The 20,573-nt window shown below is 71.9% G+C and carries 21 protein-coding genes and 1 pseudogene; 11 read left to right on the top strand and 11 right to left on the bottom strand.

Going from position 1 to position 20,573, the window contains the following annotated elements; translation table 11 throughout:
- Nucleotides 1-3 precede the first annotated feature (3 nt).
- Complete coding sequence (locus tag IF88_RS0101775; protein ID WP_030706700.1) at nucleotides 4-432, top strand: nuclear transport factor 2 family protein; 429 nt, start codon at nucleotides 4-6, stop codon at nucleotides 430-432.
- Nucleotides 433-501: 69 nt separating this feature from the next.
- On the opposite strand, the gene IF88_RS0101770 is transcribed toward IF88_RS0101775, so the two are convergent.
- From IF88_RS0101770 to IF88_RS0101760, 3 genes are all read right to left on the bottom strand, one after another.
- Nucleotides 502-2,166, bottom strand: a complete 1,665-nt coding sequence (locus tag IF88_RS0101770) for an FG-GAP repeat domain-containing protein (protein WP_030706699.1) — start codon at nucleotides 2,164-2,166, stop codon at nucleotides 502-504.
- Nucleotides 2,167-2,258: 92 nt separating this feature from the next.
- Nucleotides 2,259-4,712: a cation-translocating P-type ATPase gene (locus IF88_RS0101765; RefSeq protein WP_030706698.1), complete on the bottom strand. Its 2,454-nt coding sequence runs from the start codon at nucleotides 4,710-4,712 to the stop codon at nucleotides 2,259-2,261.
- Nucleotides 4,713-4,986: 274 nt separating this feature from the next.
- Nucleotides 4,987-5,265, bottom strand: coding sequence for a DUF2530 domain-containing protein (locus IF88_RS0101760; RefSeq protein ID WP_030706697.1), 279 nt, complete (start codon nucleotides 5,263-5,265; stop codon nucleotides 4,987-4,989).
- Between the two features lie 128 nt (nucleotides 5,266-5,393).
- Between IF88_RS0101760 and IF88_RS0101755 the strand changes: the two genes are divergently transcribed.
- On the top strand, nucleotides 5,394-6,842 hold the full coding sequence (locus IF88_RS0101755; protein WP_030706696.1) for an NCS2 family permease: 1,449 nt from the start codon (nucleotides 5,394-5,396) through the stop codon (nucleotides 6,840-6,842).
- Between the two features lie 13 nt (nucleotides 6,843-6,855).
- Here the strand turns inward: IF88_RS0101755 and IF88_RS43100 are convergent, their stop codons facing one another.
- Entirely contained in the window at nucleotides 6,856-7,038 is a 183-nt protein-coding gene (locus IF88_RS43100; RefSeq protein WP_030156886.1) for a hypothetical protein, read from the bottom strand.
- A 130-nt stretch (nucleotides 7,039-7,168) separates the two neighbouring features.
- On the opposite strand from IF88_RS43100, the gene IF88_RS0101745 reads away from it, so the two are divergent.
- From IF88_RS0101745 to thpR, 3 genes are all read left to right on the top strand, one after another.
- Nucleotides 7,169-7,606 (top strand): MarR family winged helix-turn-helix transcriptional regulator, encoded by a 438-nt coding sequence (locus IF88_RS0101745; RefSeq protein ID WP_030706694.1) that lies wholly within the window; start codon nucleotides 7,169-7,171, stop codon nucleotides 7,604-7,606.
- 25 nt (nucleotides 7,607-7,631) lie between these two features.
- On the top strand, nucleotides 7,632-8,981 hold the full coding sequence (locus tag IF88_RS0101740; RefSeq protein ID WP_030706692.1) for an MFS transporter: 1,350 nt from the start codon (nucleotides 7,632-7,634) through the stop codon (nucleotides 8,979-8,981).
- A gap of 148 nt (nucleotides 8,982-9,129) precedes the next feature.
- Nucleotides 9,130-9,696 (top strand): RNA 2',3'-cyclic phosphodiesterase, encoded by a 567-nt coding sequence (thpR, locus tag IF88_RS0101735; RefSeq protein ID WP_030706691.1) that lies wholly within the window; start codon nucleotides 9,130-9,132, stop codon nucleotides 9,694-9,696.
- 137 nt (nucleotides 9,697-9,833) lie between these two features.
- Here the strand turns inward: thpR and IF88_RS0101725 are convergent, their stop codons facing one another.
- Both IF88_RS0101725 and IF88_RS0101720 read right to left on the bottom strand, forming a co-directional pair.
- The gene (locus tag IF88_RS0101725) at nucleotides 9,834-10,823 is read right to left on the bottom strand and encodes an aldo/keto reductase (RefSeq protein WP_030706690.1); all 990 of its coding nucleotides are present in this window, start codon (nucleotides 10,821-10,823) and stop codon (nucleotides 9,834-9,836) included.
- Nucleotides 10,824-10,882: 59 nt separating this feature from the next.
- Nucleotides 10,883-11,569 carry a GDSL-type esterase/lipase family protein gene (locus tag IF88_RS0101720; RefSeq protein WP_030706688.1) on the bottom strand — a complete coding sequence of 229 codons (687 nt, stop codon included), beginning with the start codon at nucleotides 11,567-11,569 and terminating at the stop codon, nucleotides 10,883-10,885.
- A gap of 82 nt (nucleotides 11,570-11,651) precedes the next feature.
- On the opposite strand from IF88_RS0101720, the gene IF88_RS0101715 reads away from it, so the two are divergent.
- Nucleotides 11,652-12,671: a WD40 repeat domain-containing protein gene (locus tag IF88_RS0101715; protein ID WP_420710898.1), complete on the top strand. Its 1,020-nt coding sequence runs from the start codon at nucleotides 11,652-11,654 to the stop codon at nucleotides 12,669-12,671.
- A 149-nt stretch (nucleotides 12,672-12,820) separates the two neighbouring features.
- On the opposite strand, the gene IF88_RS0101710 is transcribed toward IF88_RS0101715, so the two are convergent.
- From IF88_RS0101710 to IF88_RS0101700, 3 genes are all read right to left on the bottom strand, one after another.
- The gene (locus IF88_RS0101710) at nucleotides 12,821-14,275 is read right to left on the bottom strand and encodes a flotillin family protein (RefSeq protein WP_037805428.1); all 1,455 of its coding nucleotides are present in this window, start codon (nucleotides 14,273-14,275) and stop codon (nucleotides 12,821-12,823) included.
- 138 nt (nucleotides 14,276-14,413) lie between these two features.
- Nucleotides 14,414-14,617: a hypothetical protein gene (locus tag IF88_RS0101705; RefSeq protein ID WP_037805440.1), complete on the bottom strand. Its 204-nt coding sequence runs from the start codon at nucleotides 14,615-14,617 to the stop codon at nucleotides 14,414-14,416.
- Between the two features lie 81 nt (nucleotides 14,618-14,698).
- On the bottom strand, nucleotides 14,699-15,622 hold the full coding sequence (locus tag IF88_RS0101700; protein WP_030706682.1) for a DUF3027 domain-containing protein: 924 nt from the start codon (nucleotides 15,620-15,622) through the stop codon (nucleotides 14,699-14,701).
- A 327-nt stretch (nucleotides 15,623-15,949) separates the two neighbouring features.
- On the opposite strand from IF88_RS0101700, the gene IF88_RS0101695 reads away from it, so the two are divergent.
- From IF88_RS0101695 to IF88_RS0101680, 4 genes are all read left to right on the top strand, one after another.
- Complete coding sequence (locus tag IF88_RS0101695) at nucleotides 15,950-17,317, top strand: MFS transporter (RefSeq protein ID WP_030706681.1); 1,368 nt, start codon at nucleotides 15,950-15,952, stop codon at nucleotides 17,315-17,317.
- A 159-nt stretch (nucleotides 17,318-17,476) separates the two neighbouring features.
- Complete coding sequence (locus IF88_RS0101690; RefSeq protein WP_030706679.1) at nucleotides 17,477-17,971, top strand: hypothetical protein; 495 nt, start codon at nucleotides 17,477-17,479, stop codon at nucleotides 17,969-17,971.
- Nucleotides 17,972-17,984: 13 nt separating this feature from the next.
- Nucleotides 17,985-18,716 carry a futalosine hydrolase gene (locus IF88_RS0101685; protein ID WP_051836295.1) on the top strand — a complete coding sequence of 244 codons (732 nt, stop codon included), beginning with the start codon at nucleotides 17,985-17,987 and terminating at the stop codon, nucleotides 18,714-18,716.
- Nucleotides 18,697-19,554 carry a 1,4-dihydroxy-6-naphthoate synthase gene (locus IF88_RS0101680; protein WP_030706677.1) on the top strand — a complete coding sequence of 286 codons (858 nt, stop codon included), beginning with the start codon at nucleotides 18,697-18,699 and terminating at the stop codon, nucleotides 19,552-19,554. Before IF88_RS0101685 ends, IF88_RS0101680 begins: the two co-directional genes overlap by 20 nt.
- Before the next feature lie 73 nt (nucleotides 19,555-19,627).
- On the opposite strand, the gene IF88_RS49275 is transcribed toward IF88_RS0101680, so the two are convergent.
- Complete coding sequence (locus IF88_RS49275) at nucleotides 19,628-20,011, bottom strand: cold-shock protein (RefSeq protein WP_030012939.1); 384 nt, start codon at nucleotides 20,009-20,011, stop codon at nucleotides 19,628-19,630.
- Nucleotides 20,012-20,190: 179 nt separating this feature from the next.
- Between IF88_RS49275 and IF88_RS0101670 the strand changes: the two genes are divergently transcribed.
- A complete protein-coding gene (locus tag IF88_RS0101670; protein ID WP_030706674.1) occupies nucleotides 20,191-20,442 on the top strand; it encodes a hypothetical protein in 252 nt (83 codons plus the stop codon).
- A 27-nt stretch (nucleotides 20,443-20,469) separates the two neighbouring features.
- On the opposite strand, the pseudogene IF88_RS45180 reads toward IF88_RS0101670, so the two are convergent.
- Nucleotides 20,470-20,573, bottom strand: a pseudogene (locus IF88_RS45180) (IS481 family transposase); the annotation flags it as partial.

Raw genomic sequence — 20,573 nt, 5'->3', positions numbered from 1 at the left:
GCCATGAGGGAACTGGACCAGCAGACCGCCGAACGCTTCCGCGCAGCCGTGGAGAAGCGCGATCTCAGCGCGGTGGAGGACGTGTTCACCGAGGACGTCCGGTTCTACAGCCCGGTGAAGTTCACCCCCTTCGAGGGCCGCCCCATGGTGCTGGGCCTCTTCGGGGTCCTGTTGCGGATCTTCGAGGACTTCCGCTACGTCGGCCACTTCGAGGGCACGGCCGAGACGAGCGCCGACGGCACGCAGGCCCCCTCGGCGATCCTGGCCTTCCGCGCCACCGTGGACGGCAAGCAGATCCACGGCATCGACCTGCTCCAGTTCGACGGGACGGGCCGCGTCAAGGAGTTCACGGTGATGGTCCGCCCCCAGTCCGCCGTCCAGGCCCTGGGCCAAGCAGTCCTCGCCGGCCTACAGGCCGAGGGCCTCGCCTAGCGCGTGCCGAAACGCCTCCGGCGCCCGCTGCGGGGCGCCGGAGGGATGTGCCGGTGTGGTGCCCGCCCGTCAGATCGCCGGGCCGAAGCCCGTCACCGCCGGGTACGGGGTGGCCGCACCCCTGCCCGGGAAGACGGTGACCTTGCCGGCGGCATCCGCGGACCAGAGGTCCGGCAGGCCGTCACCGGTGAGGTCCCCGTCGGAACCGACGCGCGGGTGCGCGCCCGGGGCCAGTGTCGTCAGCACGGGCGCGGCGGCCGGGTCGGCGAAGGCGGAGAACACCGGGGCGTCCGGAGTACCGGTGAGGGAGAACGCGCGGATCTTGCCGTCCTGCCGGGAGCGGGCCCACAGGGTGGGGAAGTCCGTTCCCTGGGCCCGCCCCGGAGTGAGCAGCTCCTGGCCGGCCCAGCGGTCGTCGTTGCCCGAGATGAGGATCGCCTCGTCGTTCAGGTCGTTCGTGGCCCCTCGCTCCGCCAGCCACAGGCGGCCGTTCTCCACGAACAGCACCGAGGTGCGCGGCAGGACGCCCCGGACGGCGCTGTCGCCCCGGGGGGATCCGTACGCCGCGATCTGCGTGACCTTCGACCAGTCGGAGCCGAGACCGTGCCGTTCGCAGTCGATGATCAGGCGCACCGCGCTCCGGCAGACGGTCGGCTTGCCGACGGAGATGGACGCCCGCTCCGTGAACAGGCCGTCCCCGTCGTTCCGGAACAGGCTGAGGGCCGAGCCGCCCGGGGCGTGGGCCAGCAGGTCGTCCACCTGCTGGTAACCCAGGGTGCCGCGGTGGGTGTACTGGACTGCCGCCCAGTTCTCACCGCCGCCCGGGGCACCCTGCCGGCGTGCGCTCGGGGTGTCCAGCGGGTTCGATCCCCACTTGCGGAGATGGCCCGCGGCATCCGGGACGAGGACGTCCGGCCTGCCGTCGGCGTCGATGTCGCCGAAGGCGGCAGGAGCGGTGTTCGGCTGTGCGTAGTAGTCCACCTTGGCGGGCTGGGAGACGTTGCCCGCGTTGTCCATCGTCTGGAGGTAGACGGACTGGCTGCCCCAGGTGGTGGGCTTGACCTTGATGTCGAGCGCGCCGTCCGTGAGCCGGACGACACGCGGGTCGGTCGCCTCGTCCGAGCAGCGCCAGCCGGCGCTGAACGTCCCGGTCGGCTGCCATCGGGCGCAAGCGATCTCCGAGCCGGTGTCGGTGCCCTTCAGGGTGAAGGTCGCCTCCTCTCCGACCTTCTTGGGGGAGGCGTCCGTGGTGACCTCGGCGGTCGGCGGCGCGTGGTCCACGCGAAAGTGGCACCAAGCCGTGTACGGGCTGGTCAGCTTCCCGTCGGTGCTGCGGGCGCGCCAGGCGTACTGGCCGCCGTCCTTCAGGAGGTCGCGGGCGAACATGGTGCCGGCTTCGGGGACCGTGGACCAGGAGGTCGGGTGGTCGGTCCGGCTGCCCCCGTACGAGGCGTCCCAGAGCTGGAACGTCGTCTGGAGCTGGACGCCCGACGGCGAGACGGCACTGACGGTGGCCGTGACGTCGGACAGGCCGACCCAGCCGGCTCCCGCCCCGGAATACGGGTCGGTGTCGCAGTCGGAGTACCTGTTGTCACCGGCGAAACCGGGCGTGGGGCTGGTTCGGGGTGTCGAGACCTTCGGTGTCGCCGGGTCCGGCGCGGCGGCCGCCGGCGCGGCGGCCGCGAGGCCGAGCGCCAGGGCCAGGGCCGCTGCCGGTAATGCGCGAGGTGTCATGTGCTGGTTCCCCCCTGGGAATACGACGGTGGATCAGTCGCAATCTTTCAGAAGGTGCACCGGTTCACACGGACAAACGAACAACGAGTCAACTAGGCCGGAAATTTGCGGTTCACCCAGCGGAAGGTGAACTCGATCAGGGTCGCGGCGGCCGCGGCCACGGCCACCGCGAGCCAGGGCATCGTCGTGCCCTCCAGCTTCAGCTGGAAGAAGTGCTGGAGCTGCGGCACCACCAGGACGGTCAGGAAGGCCGCGCCCATCGCGCCGACCAGGGCCACCCGCCACCACGTGTACGGGCGGGCGATGATCACCAGGACCCACATCGAGGTCAGGAACAGCGTGAGCGTCGCCGCGCTGCTCTCGGCCTCCAGGGCGACCGGGCCGGTGTAGTGGTGGCGGGCGATCAGGTAGCTGATGAAGGTGGCCGTCGCCGCGATCACGCCGCCGGGGATCGCGTACCGCATCACCCGTTTCACGAAGTGCGGCTTCGCGCGCTCCTTGTTCGGGGCGAGGGCCAGGAAGAAGGCCGGGATGCCGATGGTGAGCGTGGACAGCAGCGTCAGGTGGCGCGGCAGGAAGGGGTACTCGACCTGCGAGCAGACCACCAGGATCGCGAGGAGGACCGAATAGACCGTCTTGGTGAGGAAGAGGGTCGCGACCCGGGTGATGTTGCCGATGACGCGGCGGCCTTCGGCGACCACCGAGGGGAGGGTCGCGAAGCTGTTGTCGAGCAGGACAATCTGCGCGACGGCGCGCGTGGCCTCCGAGCCCGAGCCCATGGCGACGCCGATGTCCGCGTCCTTGAGGGCGAGCACGTCGTTGACGCCGTCGCCCGTCATGGCGACGGTGTGGCCCTTGGACTGGAGGGCCCCGACCATGTCCCGCTTCTGCTGCGGGCTCACGCGCCCGAACACGGAGTTCTCGTCGAGGACCCGCGCCATGTCGGCCTGTTCGGTCGGGAGCTTGCGGGCGTCCACGGTGTTCTCCGCGCCGGGCAGCCCCAGCTTGCCGGCGACGGCGCCGACGGAGACCGCGTTGTCGCCGGAGATGACCTTAGCCTTGACGTTCTGGTCGTCGAAGTAGCGCAGGGTGTCGGCGGCCTCGGCCCGTAGCCGCTGCTCCAGGACGACCAGGGCGGTGGGCCTGACCCCGGTGGCGACGTCCTCGTCGTCGAGCTCGCGGCCGGAGCGGGCCAGCAGCAGGACCCGTAGGCCCTGCTCGTTGAGCTCGTTGATCTGCTCGAGGGCCGGGTCCCCGGCGGGGAGCAGTACGTCGGGGGCGCCGAGCAGCCAGGTGTTGTTCTCGCCGTCGCCCTCGCTGAAGCTGGCGCCGCTGTACTTGCGGGCGGAGGAGAAGGGCAGCGACTCGGTGCAGCGCCACTCCGCGCTGTCGGGGTAGGCGTCGATGATCGCCTGGAGGCTGGCGTTGGGCCGCGGATCGGACTCGCCGAGCGCGCCGAGCACCTTCTTGACGTACGCCGTCTCCGCGCCGCCGAGCGGGCGCAGCCCGGTGACGTCCATGCCGCCCTCGGTGAGGGTGCCTGTCTTGTCGAGGCAGACCACGTCGACCCGGGCGAGGCCCTCGATGGCGGGCAGCTCCTGCACCAGGCACTGCTTGCGGCCGAGCCGGATCACGCCGATGGCGAAGGCCACGGAGGTGAGGAGGACGAGTCCCTCGGGGATCATCGGGACGATGCCGCCGACGGTCCGGGCGATGGAGTCCTTGAAGTTGTTCTCCTTGACGATCAGCTGGCTGATGATCAGGCCGATGGAGGTCGGGATCATCATCCAGGTGACGTACTTGAGGATCGTGGAGATGCCGGAGCGCAGCTCGGAGTGGACGAGCGTGAAGCGGGAGGCCTCTTCGGCGAGCTGGGCGGCGTAGGCCTCGCGGCCGACCTTGGTGGCGGTGAACGCGCCGCCGCCGGCGACGACGAACGACCCGGACATGACCGGGTCGCCGGGCCTCTTGAGGACGGGGTCGGCCTCGCCGGTGAGGAGGGACTCGTCGATCTCCAGCCCCTCGGCCTCGCCGACGGCCCCGTCGACGACGACCTTGTCGCCGGGGCCGAGCTCGATGACGTCGCCGAGGACGATCTCGGAGGTGGAGATCTCCGCGGTCCGGCCGTCGCGGCGCACGCTGGGTTTGGCCTCGCCGATGACGGCGAGACCGTCGAGGGTCTTCTTGGCGCGCAGTTCCTGGATGATGCCGATGCCGGTGTTCGCGATGATCACGAAACCGAAGAGGCTGTCCTGGATCGGTGCGACGAAGAGCATGATCACCCAGAGGACGCCGATGATCGCGTTGAAGCGGGTGAGGACGTTGGCGCGGACGATCTCGGTGGTGGAGCGGCTGCTGCGGACGGGGACGTCGTTGACGTCGCCGCGCGCGACGCGCTCGGCGACCTCGGCGGTGGTCAGCCCGCCGGGCCTGAACCGGGGCGCGGGTGGGCGCACCGGGTGGACCGGATCGAGCTCCACCCCCGCGTCGATGGCGGCGCCGGCTCGTTCCGGCCCGTCCTGATCGATCTTCGCCCGCTGTGTCATGTCTTCGACGTTAGGCGGGGTTCGGACGCTTTACCCGCCGAGCGGGGGAAGATCCGACCTCGGGATGACCCGAATCGTCCGTTGGTAGGGGCCGGGCTGCGGGGATCACCCCGGCACACACCCACCCCCGTCCCAACCGGCCGGTTCGGCTTCGCCGCGCAAATTCAGCCTCGCCGGCGTTTGAGGCGCGGGGTCCGGGGCGGAGCCCCGGCAGCGGGGCCGCGCCGGGAGACGGCGGCATCCCCAGGCGGGAGCCAAGCCGCAGGCGGGGTGGCTACGCCTGCGGGCCCGGGTCCGGCTCGGCCTGTTCCGCCGCGTGGCGCTTGAGCGCGGCGTCACGGCCGCGGACGTACCAGATGCCGATCAGGCCGAGGAAGCCGCCGGCCGCGCAGGTCCAGACCCACCACAGCTGGCCGCGGTCGGCGAACCACCCGTAGAAGGGGAGCTGGCCGACGAAGAGGGCGAACCACAGGATCGTGCCGCCTGTGACGGTCGCGACGACGGGGCCCTCCAGGGGCTCGGGCGCCTCATGCTTCGCAGTCCATTTCGCCATGCGGCAAGTCTAGGCGCGCGGATTCATGGTCTACGCGCGGAGATGGACGGCCCTTCGTTCATGTGTTCATACTGAAACGGTTTGGGCGTGGCCCATTTTCTTCGTATGAACCACCCAATGAGGACCGTATGAGCACCCCCACGGCCACGGCCCCGGACCCTTCCCTCCAGGGACCCTCCGGAGGAATCGACCGCTACTTCAAGATCTCCGAGCGCGGTTCGACCGTCGCCCGCGAGGTCCGCGGCGGCTTCGCCACCTTCTTCGCGATGGCGTACATCATCGTGCTCAACCCGATCATCCTGGGCAGCGCGAAGGACATGTACGGGCACCAGCTCGACAACGGTCAGCTCGTGACGGCCACCGCCCTGACGGCCGCCTTCACCACCCTCCTCATGGGTGTCATCGGCAACGTCCCGATCGCGCTCGCCGCCGGCCTCGGCGTGAACACGGTCGTCGCCCTCCAGCTCGCCCCCCGCATGAGCTGGCCGGACGCCATGGGCATGGTGGTCCTGGCCGGCTTCGTGGTGATGCTGCTGGTCGCCACCGGCCTGCGCGAGCGCGTCATGAACGCCGTGCCGCTGGGCCTGCGCAAGGGCATCGCCATCGGCATCGGCCTGTTCATCATGCTGATCGGCCTGGTCGACTCGGGCTTCGTCTCCCGCATCCCGGACGCCGCCCACACCACGGTCCCGCTCCAGCTCGGCGCCACCGGCCACCTGGACGGCTGGCCGGTCCTGATCTTCGTGATCGGCGTGCTGCTCACCCTGGCCCTGCTGATCCGCAAGACGCCGGGCGCGATCCTGATCTCCATCGTGGCCATGACCCTCGTCGCGGTCGTCGTCCAGCTGACCGCCAAGGTGCCCGACACGGGCTGGGGCCTCACCGTGCCCGAGTGGCCGGGCAACCCGGTGGCCGCGCCCGACTTCGGGCTGGTCGGCCAGGTCAGCCTGTTCGGCGGCTTCGGGAAGGTCGGGGTGCTGACCGGCATCCTCTTCGTCTTCACCGTGCTGCTGTCCTGCTTCTTCGACGCCATGGGCACGATCCTGGGCGTCGGCGACGAGGCCAAGCTGATCGACAAGGAGACCGGCGAGTTCCCCGGCATCAACAAGGTCCTGCTGATCGACGGCCTGGCCGTCGCCTCGGGCGGCGCCACCTCCTCCTCGGCCACCACGTGCTTCGTGGAGTCGACGGCCGGGGTCGGCGAGGGAGCCCGTACGGGTCTGGCGAACGTCGTGACGGGCGCCCTGTTCGCCGTGGCGCTGTTCCTCACCCCGCTCGCCACGATGGTCCCGTCCCAGGCCGCCACCCCCGCCCTGGTGGCGGTCGGCTTCCTGATCCTGGCGGGCTCGATCAAGGACATCGACTGGAGCGACTTCACCATCGCCGTTCCGGCGTTCCTGGCCATGGTGATGATGCCCTTCACCTACTCGATCACCAACGGCATCGGCATCGGCTTCATCACGTTCTGCGCCCTGCGCGCGGCGACCGGCCGGGGCCGCGAGGTCCCGGTGGCCATGTACGTCGTGGCCGCGGTGTTCGTCTTCTACTACGCGATGCCGGCCCTCGGCCTCACGTAGGCCCTGCCCGGGCTCACGTCAGCCCGTAGAACTTCTCTGTCTCGTCGACGGCGGCCTTGAAGCGCTCGTCGAAGTCATCGCGGATGAGCGTCCGGACCACATAGTCCTGGACGCTCATTCCGCGTTTGGCGGCGTGAGTCCGGAGCCTGTCGAGGAGCTCCCCGTCTATGCGCATGCTCAGCACATGTGTCCCCATGCCGAAAGAGTCGGGGCAGAGGGTGCGGACGCGTGTCACTTTCGGCCGCCGACTCACCCGTACGAGTGACCCCGCGCACGACCGCCAAAAGTGGTGTTCCTTAGAGAGAGTAATGAGTTACTCTAAATACATGCCTGACCTTTCCCATGGCGACGATGCTGCCGCCGTGAACGACCTCCGCTCCGCCGTCATGCGGCTGGGGCGGCGCCTGAAGCACCAGCGCGTCGACGAGTCGCTGAGCCCCACCGAGATGTCGGTGCTCGGCACCCTCGCCCGCTGCGGCCAGGCCACACCCGGCGAGCTGGCGCGGCGGGAGCACGTCCAGCCGCCGTCGATGACGCGCATCGTCGCGTTGCTGGAAGCCAAGGGACTGGTCACGCTGGAACCGCACCCCGACGACCGCCGCCAAAAGGTGGTCCGCCAGACGGAGGAGGCCGAAGCGATGCTCGAAGAGAGCCGCCGCAAGCGCAACGCCTTCCTGGCCGGGCTCGCGGCCGAGCTGACCGAGGACGAATGGGCCAAGCTGCGCGAGGCCGCACCCGTCCTGGAGAAGCTCGCACACCGGTAGGAACGACGCCAGGAGGCGAACGCTTTTGAGTACGGGAACCGGAGCAGACTCCGCACCCGGCCACACATCCACCCCTACTAAGGCCCCTGCGGGCCCCGCGGGCAAGAACTCGATGTTCAGCTCGCTGAGGATCCGGAACTACCGGCTCTTCGCGACCGGACAGGTCGTCTCGAACACCGGCACCTGGATGCAGCGCATCGCCCAGGACTGGCTGGTCCTCTCCCTGACCGGTTCCGCCTCCACCGTCGGCATCACCATCGCCCTGCAGTTCCTGCCGATGCTGATGTTCGGCCTCTACGGAGGCGTCCTCGCCGACCGGCTGCCCAAGCGGCCCCTGCTCCTCGCCACCCAGAGCGCGATGGGCCTGACCGGCATCGCACTCGCCGTCCTCACCCTGGCGGGACACGTCCAGGTCTGGCACGTCTACCTCGCCGCCTTCCTGCTCGGCCTCGTCACCGTCGTCGACAACCCGGCGCGGCAGACGTTCGTACCCGAGATGGTCGGCAAGGACCAGGTCGCCAACGCCGTCAGCCTGAACTCCGCCAACTTCCAGTCCGCGCGGCTCGTCGGCCCGGCGATCGCCGGTGTGCTGATCACCGCCGTCGGCTCCGGCTGGGCCTTCCTGCTGAACGGCCTGTCGTTCGCCGCGCCCATCGCCGGCCTGCTGATGATGCGGACGAAGGAACTGCACCCGGTCGAACCCCGGCCCCGCGCCAAGGGACAGCTGCGCGAAGGCCTGCACTACGTCGCCGGCCGGCCCGAGCTGATCTGGCCGATCGTGCTCGTGGGCTTCATCGGCACCTTCGGGTTCAACTTCCCGATCTGGCTGTCGGCGTACGTCAGCGACGTCTTCCACGGGGACGCGGGCACCTACGGGCTCTTCAACACGCTGATCGCGGCCGGCTCCCTGGCGGGCGCCCTCCTCGCGGCCCGGCGCGGCCACTCCCGCCTGCGGCTGCTGGTGGTCGCGGCCGTGCTGTTCTCGGTACTGCTGCTCGTCACGGCCTTCGCGCCCGGCTTCTGGCTGTTCGCGGTGCTGCTCGTGCCGATCGGGGTCTTCGGCCTGACGGTCAACGTCACGGCGAACTCCAGCGTGCAGATGGCCACCGACCCCGAGATGCGGGGGCGGGTCATGGCCCTGTTCATGATGGTCTTCACCGGCGGCACCCCGCTGGGCGCTCCGCTGCTGGGCTGGATCACGGACACGTACGGCGCGCGGATCGGCATGGCCGCGGGGGGTGTGATCTCGCTGGCCGCCTCTGTCGCCATCGCGGTGGTCCTGGCGCGCGTCGGAAACCTCCGCGTGCGGGTCAGCCGCCGGGGCGTGACCTTCGTCCCGGCCGCCGCCCCGCGCGACCTGGTCCCGGCCGCCTGACCCTGCGGCCGGGCCTCCCGGGGCTCCGCCCCGGACCCCGCTCCTCAAACGCCGGAAGGGCTGGATGTTCAGCCCGTCCGGCGCTTGAGGGCCGGGGGTTCGGGGGCGGAGCCCCCGCAGCGGCGGGGCGCGCGGCTACGCTCGGCGCATGAGACTGTTCGCAGCCGTGCTGCCTCCGGACGCGGCCGTCGCCGAGCTGGCCCGGGCCGTGGACGGAGTCCGCGACGACCGGCTGACGTGGACCGCGCGAGCGGGCTGGCACTTCACGCTCGCCTTCATGGGCGAGGTGCGCGATGACGTCGTCCCCGACCTGCACGCCCGCCTCGACCGCGCGGCCCACCGCACCGCCCCCTTCCCGCTGCGCCTGCACGGCTGCGGGCACTTCGGGGACCGTGCGCTGTGGGTCGGCGCCGCCGGGGAGCTGCCCGCCCTGCGGATGCTCGCGGAGCGGGCCGACGCCGCGGCCCGGCGGGCCGGGGTGCCGATGGAGCAGCACCGCCGGTACACCCCGCACCTCACCCTGGCCCGCGGCCACGGCCATGGCCACGGCGCCGCCACCCCCCTGCGCCCGTACCTGGACGCCCTCGCGGACTTCGAGGGCACGCCCTGGCAGGTCGACACGCTCAGCCTCGTCCGCAGCAACCTCCCCGTCAGCGGGATTCCGGGCGAGCAGCCCCGCTACGAGACGGTCGGGTCCTGGCCGCTGCGCGGTTGAGCCGTCCCGCGTACGGGATCATCCGCGGCCCGCGTTAGGCTCGACGGGTGGATCCCAAGACCAGAAACCGTGTGATGGCCGGTGTGCTCGTGCTGATGTTCGTCGTCGTGGCCGTGGCGGCTGCCGTCGGGCAGTAGCTACCAGGCGAAGGCCTCCGGGGACGCTCCGGGGCCGGGGAAGATCTCGTCCAGGCCCGTCAGGATCTCGTCCGAGAGCTCCAGCTCCACCGCCCGCAGCGCCGAGTCGAGCTGCTCCTGCGTGCGCGGCCCGACGATCGGCCCGGTGACCCCGGGACGCGTCAGCAGCCAGGCCAGGCCGACCTCGCCCGGCTCCAGGCCGTGCTTGTCCAGCAGGTCCTCGTACGCCTGCACCTGCGCGCGTACGGAGCTGTTGGCGAGCGCGTCGGCGGACCGGCCGGAGGCGCGGCGGCCGCCCGTCGCCTCCTTCTTGATGACCCCGCCCAGCAGACCGCCGTGGAGCGGGGACCAGGGGATGACCCCGAGCCCGTACGCCTCGGCGGCCGGGATGACCTCCATCTCCGCGCGCCGCTCGGCGAGGTTGTAGAGGCACTGCTCGCTGACCAGCCCGAGCCGGCCGACGCGCGCCGCGGTCTCGTTGGCCTGGGCGATCTTCCAGCCGGGGAAGTTCGAGGAGCCCGCGTAGAGGATCTTGCCCTGCTGGATCAGGACCTCGACGGCCTGCCAGATCTCCTCGAAGGGGGTCCGCCGGTCCACGTGGTGGAACTGGTAGACGTCGATGTAGTCCGTCTGGAGCCGCTTGAGGCTGGCGTCGACGGCCCGCCGGATGTTCAGCGCCGACAGGCGGTCGTAGTTGGGCCAGGTCTCGCCCTCGGGCGCCATGCTGCCGTAGACCTTGGTGGCGAGCACCGTCTTCTCGCGGCGCCGGCCGCCCTGGGCGAACCAGGTGCCGAGGATCTCCTCGGTGCGGCCCTTGTTCTCGCCCCATCCGTAGACGTTGGCGGTGTCGAAGAAGTTGATCCCCGCGTCGAGGGCGGAGTCCATGATCGAGTGGCTTTCGGGCTCACCGGTCTGGGGGCCGAAGTTCATCGTGCCGAGTACAAGTCGGCTGACCTTGAGGCCGGTACGTCCGAGCTGTGTGTACTTCATGGGGCACTAGCCAACTGCTTGGAGTGCGCTCGAAGCAAGGCCCTGTCGTGAAAGGGGTGTTACAGCATGTCGTTCTGCACCCGGTCGGGCCTGTACGGGCCGCCGATCCCCCACGCCTGGTGCAGGACGGCCGCGAACTCCCCCGCCAGCCGGTGCTCGCCGGAGGCGTTGGGGTGGGTGCCGTCGTAGGTGTCGTGGTGGATGTCGTACGCCTCCGGGCGCGCGGCCAGCAGGACCGGCGAGGCGGAGGTCGTCAGATCGGCCACCGCCTTCGCGAGGAGCTCGTTGAAACGGGCGACCTCGGCCGCGAAGGTCGCGTCCTCCTCGGCCCGGCTGTTCGGGATGACGGGCAGCAGCACCATGCGGATGCCGGGGCGGGCGGCGCGGGCCCCGGCCATGAAGCGGCGGACGTTGGCGGCGGTCTGCTCGGCGTCGGTGTAGAAGCCGAGGTCGATCAGGCCGAGGGAGACGAGCAGGACGTCGGCCCGGGCGGCGCCGGCGGCGGGGCCTATGAGGGGGGCCATGTGCTGCCAGCCCTCGCCCCAGCCGGCCAGGTGGCGGCGGGCGTGCGCGGGGAAGTCCGGGTCGGCGTACGCGTCGGAGCCCTCGTACAGCTCGCTGCGCGGGCCGACGATCCGGTAGGGGCCGCCGAAGGTCGAGTCGAGGTGCTGCCACATGCGGTAGCGCCAGGTGAAATCGCCGGCGCGTCCGATGGTCATGGAGTCGCCGACGAACATGAAACGCATCCGGTCATCATCGCGGATCGCGCGACAGAAACCTCTGTGACGCCGGACACGGGGCACGTACTGGCAGGCTGGGGGCATGCGCATGCCCCTGCCGTCCGCCGCCGGCACCGCCGTTGCCGCCGCCGTCGCCGTCGCCTCCGCGGCACTCGCCGCCGCCCTCGCCGTGCTGCCGGGCGCTGCCCTCGCGGCGGAAGCCCCCGGATCCTCCTCGTTCACCATCTCCGATCCGCGGATCAAGGAGTCCAGCGGGCTCGCCGCCAGCCGGATCCACCCGGGCGTGTACTGGACGCACAACGACAGCGACGACGGCCCGTACGTCTACGCGGTGGACTCCGCCACGGGCAGGACGGTGGCCCGCGTGACCTTGACCGGGATCGGCAAGCCGCGCGACGTCGAGGCGATCTCGCTGGGGCCGGACGGACAGCTCTACGTCGGCGACATCGGCGACAACCGCAACGGCACCTGGGAGCACGTCTGGATCTACCGTTTCCCGGAGCCGAAGCAACTGGGCGACGTCACGGTCAAGGCCGCGCAGTTCACGGTGCGGTACGCCGACGGGCCGCGCAACGCGGAGGCGCTGATGGTGCATCCGGTGACGGGGCGGGTCTACATCGCGAGCAAGGACGAGAACAAGGGCGGCCTGTACGAGGGTCCCGCGGAGCTCTCGGCGGACGGGTCGAACGTGTTCCGGCGGGTCGCCGACGTGCCGTGGGTGACGGACGGGGCGTTCTCCCCCGACGGGAACCGGCTGACGCTGCGGGGCTACTTCTGGGCGCGCACGTACCCGTGGAAGAACGGCGGGCCGGAGGGCGAGGGCGAGCGGGTGGAAGCGCCGTGGCAGGGGCAGGCGGAGTCGGTGACGTACACGCCGGACGGCTCGACGCTGATGTTCGGCGCCGAGGGGCAGGGCAGCCGCGTCATCGCCGTCCCGGCGGGCGCGGCCCCGACGGCGGGCGCCTCGGCCGCGCCGCCCGCCCCCGGCGGGCCGGGTCCGTCCGCCGCGGAGCCGACGGGGAGCTTCGGCAAGGGAGCCGTGGTCCTGGCGGTCGGCCTGGTGGTCGTCTTCGCCGCCAAACGCCTCCTCGGCCGCCGCCGCAATTGAAGCCCCGCCGGCGTTTGAGGCGCGGGGGTTCGGGGGCTGGCCCCCGACCGCGGCGCCGCACCTGACCACGCACTTCGGCGCCCGCGCCGCTGCCGGGGCTCCGCCCCGGACCCCGCTCCTCAAACGCCGGAGGGGCTGAACAGTGCGGGTTACTCCTCCCGGATGGGGACGCGGCCGTTGACCGCGGGGCCGGCGGAGCCGCCCGCAGGGGCCTGGCCCATCGAGGCCAGGAGCTGGCGGGCCACGCCCAGGCCCGTGCCGCCCATCGTCAGGGCCTTGGCGAACATCTCCGACATGCCCTCGGCCCCGTTCAGCAGCACCATGTGCTCCACGTTCCCGAAGGCGCCCGCGCCGGCCTCCACGATCGCCGGCCAGTTCTCGGCCAGCTGCTGCGCGACCACCGCCTCCTGGTTCTCCGCCAGCGCGGCGGCCCGCGCCTTGATCGCTTCCGCTTCGGCCAGACCGCGCGCCTTCGCCGACTCGGCCTCCGCGAGGCCCCGCGCCTGCGTCGCCGCCGCCTCGGCCTCACCCGTCGCCCGCGTCGCCTTCGCCTGCGCCAGACCGCGCGCCTCGGTGGCCGTCGCATCCGCGGTCGCCGCCGTCGTCACCCGCGTGGCCTCCGCGGCCGCCGCGAGCTCCGTCTCCTTCGCCTTCGCCTGCGCCGCCGAGATCCGCGCGTCGCGCTCGGCCTCCGCCCGGGTCCGTGTCTCGTACGCCGCCGCGTCCGCGGGCTTGCGTACGTCCGCCTGGAGCTGCTGCTCGCGCCGGTGCGCCTCCAGTTCCGCGACGCGGGTCTCCTGGACGACGACCTCCTGCCGTGCGGCCGCCTCGGACAGCGGCCCCGCCTGACGGGCCGTCGCCGCCGCCTTGTCGCGTTCGGCCTGGTAGCCGGCCTGCAGGATCTCGCTGTCGCGCGTCGCCTCGGCCATCCGGGCGAAGGCGGCCTGTTCGGCCTCCGTGGCCAGCCGGTTCGCCTCGGCCTGGGCGATCCGCGCGTCCCGCTGCACGGCGGCCGCGTGCGGCATCGCCAGGTTCTTGATGTAGCCGGTCGGGTCCTCGATCTCGTGGATCTGCAGCGAGTCGACGATCAGGCCGAGCTTCTCCATCTCGGTGCCGCAGGCCATCCGGGTCTGGCCCGTCAGCTTCTCGCGGTCGCGGATCATGTCCTCGACCGTCAACCCGCCCACGATGGACCGCAGATGGCCCGCGAAGACGATGTGCACCCGCTCGGGCATCATCTTCTGCTGGTCCAGGAAGCGGCGGGCCGCGTTGGCGATCGACACCAGGTCGTCGCCGACCTTGAAGATGACCACGCCCTTGACGCGGAGCGGGATGCCCTGGTGGGTGACGCAGTCCACGGACAGCTGCGTCTCGTTGAGGTCCAGGGACAGTTTGCGCACCGCCTGCACCCCCGGCAGGACGAGCGTTCCGCGCCCGGTGACGATCCGGAACCCCATGCCCTGACCGACGCCCTCGGTCTTGTGCGTGGAACCGGAGATGACGAGTGCTTCGTTGGGCTCGGCCACCCGCCACATGAGCTTGAACAGGCCTATCGCGGCCACGATTGCGGCGAGAACGATTCCCGCCACGACGCCGATAGCCATCGGCAACGCCCCCTTTGTTCCAGTGCCGTTCGGCACCGATGAGGGCGAGTCTGCGCCTGCCGCGACCCGGAGTGAAGACGGGGGCGGGTTCTTGTCGCCATCTTGATACGCACAGGTCGCGCGGGGGTGGCGGCCGTCTCAGTTGTCGTAGGCCGCCATCACGTACACCGTGCGCGGCGGCTGGTACTCGACCACCGTCACCACCGTGCCGACGGCCAGCCGGCCGGTGCCGTGGACCGGGTGGGCGAGGAAGTGCTCCGCCCCGCCCCGGATCCGCACGATCACCTCGCCCACGAGGCCCGGCCCGACCGTCCCGGTCACCCGGCCGGTCATTCCCACCATGTCCGTGTACGCGTCCGTGTCCCCCATGGGGCGAGGGTACGCCGCCGGGCCGCGCGGCGACCCGCCCGCGGCGATGCGCCCTTACGAGTGGCCGAGGTCCGCGGCCGGGAGGTCGGAGACCGGGACCGAGCCGGTGTCCTCGGACGCGACCGGCCGCAGGGTGAACTCGTCCGAGGCCATCGAGTCGAGCACCGGCGGAGCGGGCCGCAGCGGCGTCGGCATGACCGCGGCCTCCGAGTGGCCGCCACAGCCGTAGGACAACGACACCAGGCGGCCGTCGGCCGGGCTGAACTCGTTCGCGCAGACACCGAAGGCCTGGCCGAGCGAGCCGCCGATCGCGACGAGGAAGCCGCAGGAGACACAGGACGCGGGCGCGGCCTGCGCCATCGGGGTCTTCGCGCCGAAACCCTCGTCCCAGCGGTCGGCCGCGCTGTGCAGCCCGTACCGCGACAGCACGCGCGCCCGGCGCATGCCCAGTTCCTCGGCGACGGACGTGATGGAGCCCCGTACGGGGACCACCGCGCGGTCGGTGACGTCGGCGTCCTCGGCCTCGACCAGTTCGGCCATTTCGGTGGAGACCACCGAGTTCGGCGGCGGGGCGTCCTCGCCCGACCAGCCCGGCTCCAGGCGCAGGTCCTCGGCGTCGGTGGGCAGCAGGTCGCCGGGGCCCATGTCGCCGGGGCGCAGCCGCTCGCTCCACGGCACCCACTCGGGGGCCAGCAGGGCGTCGTCGCCGGGCAGCAGCACCGTTTCGTCGAGCGTGACGTTCTTCGCGCGGGAGGCGCGGGTCACGGTGACGGCCCAGCGCCAGCCCCGGTAGCCCGGTTCCTTGGACTCGAAGAAGTGGGTGACGACGCGGTCGCCCTCCGCCACGGCGGAGACGTGCGCGCCCACCACTCCGGGGAAGGCGGCCTCCTCGGCCGCCGCGCGGGCGAGTTCTACCGCCTCGACGCACAGGCGGTCGGGGGTACGCGGGGTACGGCTTCGCGTCGTCGCAGCACTCACTGGTCTCGTTCTCTCCTACGCCGTCTCACGTGTGCGCCGTCCGTACTGTCGTCCACAACGACCCGTCGGTGCTGTCCGTACGTGGCGCGGGCGGAGCGGACCAGAGGGCCGCGTCGACGTCCGCACCCGATCGGACTCCGGGCGCACCTCACTGCAACCCATTCTGCGGGATCACGAAGAGGCGCGCGGCCAGGAGCAACCGCCGGTGGCGCGCTACGCACGCTACCTCCTCTTAAGCCTCGGGCACACATGCAAGGTCCGATTCGCGGACAAGCCACCGGCTCCGCGACGCGCCGGGAGGCGCCCACGAGGGCCCGGTGGGGCACTATGTCGAGTGTGGCACCCGCACGGTCGTCCGACGACGGCTCGGGACCGGCCAAGCGGGCCGGCCGGGCTGTCGGGCGTGCCCTGCACCTTCCGTTCACGGGTACGGCGCGCGGGATCCGGCGCGCCACGCACGCGCACGGGGCGGGGGAATCGGGCCTCGGCAAGCTGATCGAGCTGCACGCCATCAACGGCGCCGGCGACATGATGATCACGGTGGCGCTGGCCTCGACGGTGTTCTTCTCCGTGCCCACGGACGAGGCGCGCGGCCGGGTGGCCCTGTACCTGGCGATCACGATGGCCCCCTTCACCCTGCTGGCCCCCGTGATCGGGCCGCTCCTGGACCGGCTGCCGCACGGCCGCCGGGCGTCGATGGCGGCCGCCATGCTGGCCCGGGCGCTGTTGGCGCTGATCATGTCGGGCGCCGTGGAGACCGGGGGGATCCAGCTGTATCCGGCGGCACTGGGCGTGCTGGTCGCGTCCAAGTCGTACGGGGTCGTGCGCAGCGCGGTGGTGCCGAGACTGCTGCCGCCGAAATTCTCACTCGTCAAGGCGAACTCGCGGGTCACCCTGGCCGGGCTGCTGGCCACGGGCGTGGCGGCGCCGGCGGGCGCCGGGCTGAACGCGATCGGGCCGCAGTGGCCGCTGTACGGGGCCTGCGCCATCTTCGTGTGGGGGGCCTTCGCGGCGTTCACGCTGCCGCACCGGGTGGACGAGGCGAAGGGCGAGCGCCGGGCGCGGCTGTCCACGCACGAGGCGCACTCGAAGCGGCCGGGGCTGCGCACGGTCAGCCGCTCGGTGCTGTGCGGGCTGCTGGCGAACGCCTCGATGCGCGCGCTGTCCGGGTTCCTGATCTTCTTCCTGGCGTTCCTGCTGCGCGAGCATCCGCTGGCGGGGCAGAGCGCGGCGGTGTCGCTGGGCATCGTGGGCGTCTCGGCGGGCGTGGGCAACGCCTGCGGGACGGCGGTGGGCGCGTGGCTGCGGGCCCGGGCCCCCGAGGCCATCATCGCGTCGGTGCTGTGCCTGACGCTCGGGGTCGCGGTGCTCGCGGCGGTCTTCTTCAGCGGGCTGTTCATGGCCGTGCTGGGCGCGACGGCGGGCTTCTGCCAGGCGCTGGCGAAGCTCTCGCTGGACGCGATGATCCAGCGGGACGTCCCGGAGGCGGTGCGCACGTCGGCGTTCGCCCGTTCGGAGACGCTGCTCCAGGTGGCGTGGGTGCTGGGTGGCGCTATCGGCATCGCCCTGCCGCTGAACGGCGTACTCGGCATGTCCGTCGCCGCGGCCATCGTCGCCCTCGGCACGGCGATGGCCCTGCGCGGTGTCGCCTCCGCGCCCCGCCACCACGGCGCCTCCCGGCCGCGGGTCGCCTGATCCAGCCCGCCCGGCGTTCGAGGGCACGGGCGCGGAGCGCACGTACGGGGTCCGGGGCGCAGCCCCGGCATGAGAGCCGGACCCGAGTCCCGCGCCGCGCCGCAGGCCACGGGTACCCCATGCAGCGGCGCAGCCCAGGGGCCCGATAGCCTTCGGCTCATGACCGCACCGCTTTTCTCGGGTAGGGCCCGCCGCAGCGTCGCGGCCCTCGGAGCCGTGTCCGCCGGCCTCCTCCTCCTCTCCGCCTGCGGGGAGGAAAAGCCGACACCGCTGGCGACCGTGACGGTCGGCACCGCGTCGGTGTCCACCGAAGCCTCCTGCCACGGCGGCAAGGAGCCGCTGTCCATGGAGAAGGTCCAGGAGTGCCTGACCAACCTCAAGGACCCCAAGACCGTCGAGTACGCCCGCGGCGACACCCTGCGCCTCGGGGTCGAGCCGGAGGTCGTCGAGGACGGCAAGCGCTGGTCGGCGGTGCTCGACGGCCAGCCGATCACCGAGCCCTCCTCGAACACGTACCGCAGCTTCCCGGGCGCCGACGTCTTCGCGACCGGCGGCCAGGGCGAGGCCCCCGCCTCGAAGAAGCTGGCGTTCCTGCAGATCGGCGAGGACGGCAAGCCGCTCGCCGTCTGGTCCTTCAACCTCAAGCTCAAGTAACCGGACGGCACCGGTGCGCGCGCTCGTCGTGACCGCGGTGGTGGCGGAGGCCGACTCCGTCGCCACCGGTCTCACCCCTCATCCGGACGCTCCCGGTCCTGAGCCGCGCACGCTTCCCGGCGGGTACCTCATCACCCGCAGGGACCTTCCGGGCATCGCCTTCGACGTGCTCGTCGGGGGCGTCGGGCCGGCGGCGGCCGCCGCCGGCACCGCCACCGCCCTGGCCCTCGGCGAGTACGAGCTCGTCGTCTCCGCCGGCATCGGCGGCGGGTTCGAGCCCGCCGCCCCGCTCGGCTCCCTGGTGGTCGCGGACGCGATCGTCGCCGCCGACCTGGGCGCCGAGACCCCCGAGGGTTTCGTGGGCGTGAGCGCGCTGGGCTTCGGGCACAGCGTGCACCTGCCGCCCACCGAGCTCGCCGCGCGCGCCGCCGAGGCGACCGGGGCGCTGCTCGCGCCCGTGCTGAGCGTCTCCACGGTCACCGGGACCGCCGCCCGGGCCGCCGAGCTCGCCGCCCGGCACCCGATGGCCGGGGCCGAGGCCATGGAGGGCTTCGGGGTCGCGGAGGCGGCGGCCGCGCACGGGCTGCCCGTACTGGAGATCCGCGCCGTGTCCAACGCCGTGGGCCCGCGCGACCGTGCCGCCTGGCGGATCGGGGACGCGCTCGCCGCGCTGACCGCCGGCTTCCGCGTGCTGGGGCCCGTACTCGCGAACTGGGGAGAACGCCATGAGCACGATCACCGGTGAACCGCTGAAGATCGCCTATTCGCCCTGCCCGAACGACACGTTCGTCTTCGACGCCTGGGCGCACGGCCGGGTCCCCGGCGCGCCCGCCCTCGACGTCACCTTCGCGGACATCGACCTCACCAACGGCATGGCCGAACGCGGCGAGCTGGACGTGCTGAAGGTGTCGTACGCCGTGCTGCCCTGGGTGCTGGAGGAGTACGCGCTGCTGCCGTGCGGCGGTGCGCTCGGGCGCGGCTGCGGCCCGCTGGTCCTGACCCGGGAGCCGGGCCTGGACCTGGCGGGGAAGACGGTCGCGGTGCCGAGCGAACGCTCCACCGCCTACCTGCTGTTCCGGCTGTGGGCGGCGGACGTCCTGCCCGAGGGCGTCGGCAAGGTGGTCGTCCTGCCGTTCCACGAGATCATGCCGGCCGTCCGCGACGGCCGGGTGGACGCCGGACTGGTCATCCACGAGGCCCGGTTCACCTATCAGGACTACGGGCTGCACCGTCTGGCCGACATGGGCGAGCACTGGGAGTCCACGACCGGCCTGCCGATCCCGCTCGGCGCGATCATCGCGAAGCGCACGCTGGGTGCGCGGCGGCTGCGCGAGCTGGCCGAGTCGGCCCGGGCGTCGGTCCGGATGGCCTGGGACGACCCGGAGGCCTCCCGCCCGTACGTCCGCGCGCACGCGCAGGAGCTGGACCCGGCCGTCGCCGACCAGCACATCGGGCTGTACGTCAACGAGTTCACCGCCGACCTCGGCGATTCGGGCTATGCGGCGGTGCGCGGCCTGCTGACCCGGGCGGCCGCGGAGGGACTCGTACCGGCCATCGCGCCCGACGCGCTGGCCTTCCCGTAGCCGCGGCCCCCCCTTCGCACGACTGCGCCCCGCCGCTCTTTCGAGTGGCGGGGCGCAGGTGTGTGTACGGGGGTCAGACGTCGAGCTGGTCGGCCACCGCGCGCAGCAGACCGGCGATCTTCGTGCCGTGCACCTTGTCGGGGTAGCGGCCGCGCTCCAGCATCGGGGTGATGTTCTCCAGCAGGGTCGTGAGGTCCTGCACGATCGAGGCGAGCTCGTCGGGCTTGCGGCGCTGCGCCGCCGCGACGGACGGCGCCGGGTCCAGTACCGTCACCGAAAGTGCCTGGTCACCGCGTTGTCCCGCGACGACACCGAATTCGACGCGCTGGCCGGGCTTGAGGGCATCGACCCCGGCAGGGAGCACTGACGAGTGGACGAAGACGTCTCCGCCGTCGTCGCGGGAGAGAAAGCCGAAGCCCTTCTCACTGTTGAACCACTTGACCTTGCCGGTAGGCACGTCCGTCCTCTGTCCTTGTGCTCGTCGGGGTCCGAAGGGCCGTGGAACGGCTCCGGACAACAGCGCAGCGGGCCATGTGTGACCCGCCACCTCAAGGCTAATGGTCGGGGGCCGGGTGACAAGACGTTCCCCGGTCCTTCGCCGTCGGCTGCCTTCGGCCAGGGAACTACCCTGGTGGGGTGACTGTTACTCCTCATTGCGACGAAGCGCGGCCCGGCGACGGGCTGGTCAAGGCCGGCGGCATCGTGTTCATCGCCGGGGCCGTGGCCACGCTGGCGACGATGGCCCCGCTGTTCCTCGACGTCGATCCGTTCCCGCCGTACGCGTGGGCGGTGTGCATGCTCATGGGCGTTGGCTTCGCCATCTCCGCGGCGGGCGTGCTCCGCTCGGCCGCGGCGCAGCGCAAGGCGGCCCGGGCCTCGCAGGCCTGAGCCGGGCCGGGCGCGGGGACAGGCGGCCTAGATGTATTGCCCAGTGAGGTTGGGGACGCGGTTGGCGGGTGGTTTGCCTGCGAGGGCGGTGTGTCCGCGGTGGTGATTGTAGGTGTGGAGCCAGTCGGGGA

It is taken from the genome of Streptomyces sp. NRRL F-2580, assembly GCF_000720115.1.
Taxonomy (GTDB): Bacteria; Actinomycetota; Actinomycetes; order Streptomycetales; family Streptomycetaceae; genus Streptomyces.
This window is presented reverse-complemented; position numbering and strand designations above follow the sequence as displayed.

Bases quoted from the DNA above. Each gene is read 5' to 3' on its own strand.
- IF88_RS0101775 (WP_030706700.1), top strand. From the start codon at position 4: ATGAGGGAACTGGACCAGCAGACCGCCGAACGCTTCCGCGCAGCCGTG.
- IF88_RS0101770 (WP_030706699.1), bottom strand. From the start codon at position 2,166: ATGACACCTCGCGCATTACCGGCAGCGGCCCTGGCCCTGGCGCTCGGC.
- IF88_RS0101765 (WP_030706698.1), bottom strand. From the start codon at position 4,712: ATGACACAGCGGGCGAAGATCGATCAGGACGGGCCGGAACGAGCCGGC.
- IF88_RS0101760 (WP_030706697.1), bottom strand. From the start codon at position 5,265: ATGGCGAAATGGACTGCGAAGCATGAGGCGCCCGAGCCCCTGGAGGGC.
- IF88_RS0101755 (WP_030706696.1), top strand. From the start codon at position 5,394: ATGAGCACCCCCACGGCCACGGCCCCGGACCCTTCCCTCCAGGGACCC.
- IF88_RS43100 (WP_030156886.1), bottom strand. From the start codon at position 7,038: ATGGGGACACATGTGCTGAGCATGCGCATAGACGGGGAGCTCCTCGAC.
- IF88_RS0101745 (WP_030706694.1), top strand. From the start codon at position 7,169: ATGCCTGACCTTTCCCATGGCGACGATGCTGCCGCCGTGAACGACCTC.
- thpR (WP_030706691.1), top strand. From the start codon at position 9,130: ATGAGACTGTTCGCAGCCGTGCTGCCTCCGGACGCGGCCGTCGCCGAG.
- IF88_RS0101725 (WP_030706690.1), bottom strand. From the start codon at position 10,823: ATGAAGTACACACAGCTCGGACGTACCGGCCTCAAGGTCAGCCGACTT.
- IF88_RS0101720 (WP_030706688.1), bottom strand. From the start codon at position 11,569: ATGCGTTTCATGTTCGTCGGCGACTCCATGACCATCGGACGCGCCGGC.
- IF88_RS0101715 (WP_420710898.1), top strand. From the start codon at position 11,652: ATGCCCCTGCCGTCCGCCGCCGGCACCGCCGTTGCCGCCGCCGTCGCC.
- IF88_RS0101710 (WP_037805428.1), bottom strand. From the start codon at position 14,275: ATGGCTATCGGCGTCGTGGCGGGAATCGTTCTCGCCGCAATCGTGGCC.
- IF88_RS0101705 (WP_037805440.1), bottom strand. From the start codon at position 14,617: ATGGTGGGAATGACCGGCCGGGTGACCGGGACGGTCGGGCCGGGCCTC.
- IF88_RS0101695 (WP_030706681.1), top strand. From the start codon at position 15,950: ATGTCGAGTGTGGCACCCGCACGGTCGTCCGACGACGGCTCGGGACCG.
- IF88_RS0101690 (WP_030706679.1), top strand. From the start codon at position 17,477: ATGACCGCACCGCTTTTCTCGGGTAGGGCCCGCCGCAGCGTCGCGGCC.
- IF88_RS0101680 (WP_030706677.1), top strand. From the start codon at position 18,697: ATGAGCACGATCACCGGTGAACCGCTGAAGATCGCCTATTCGCCCTGC.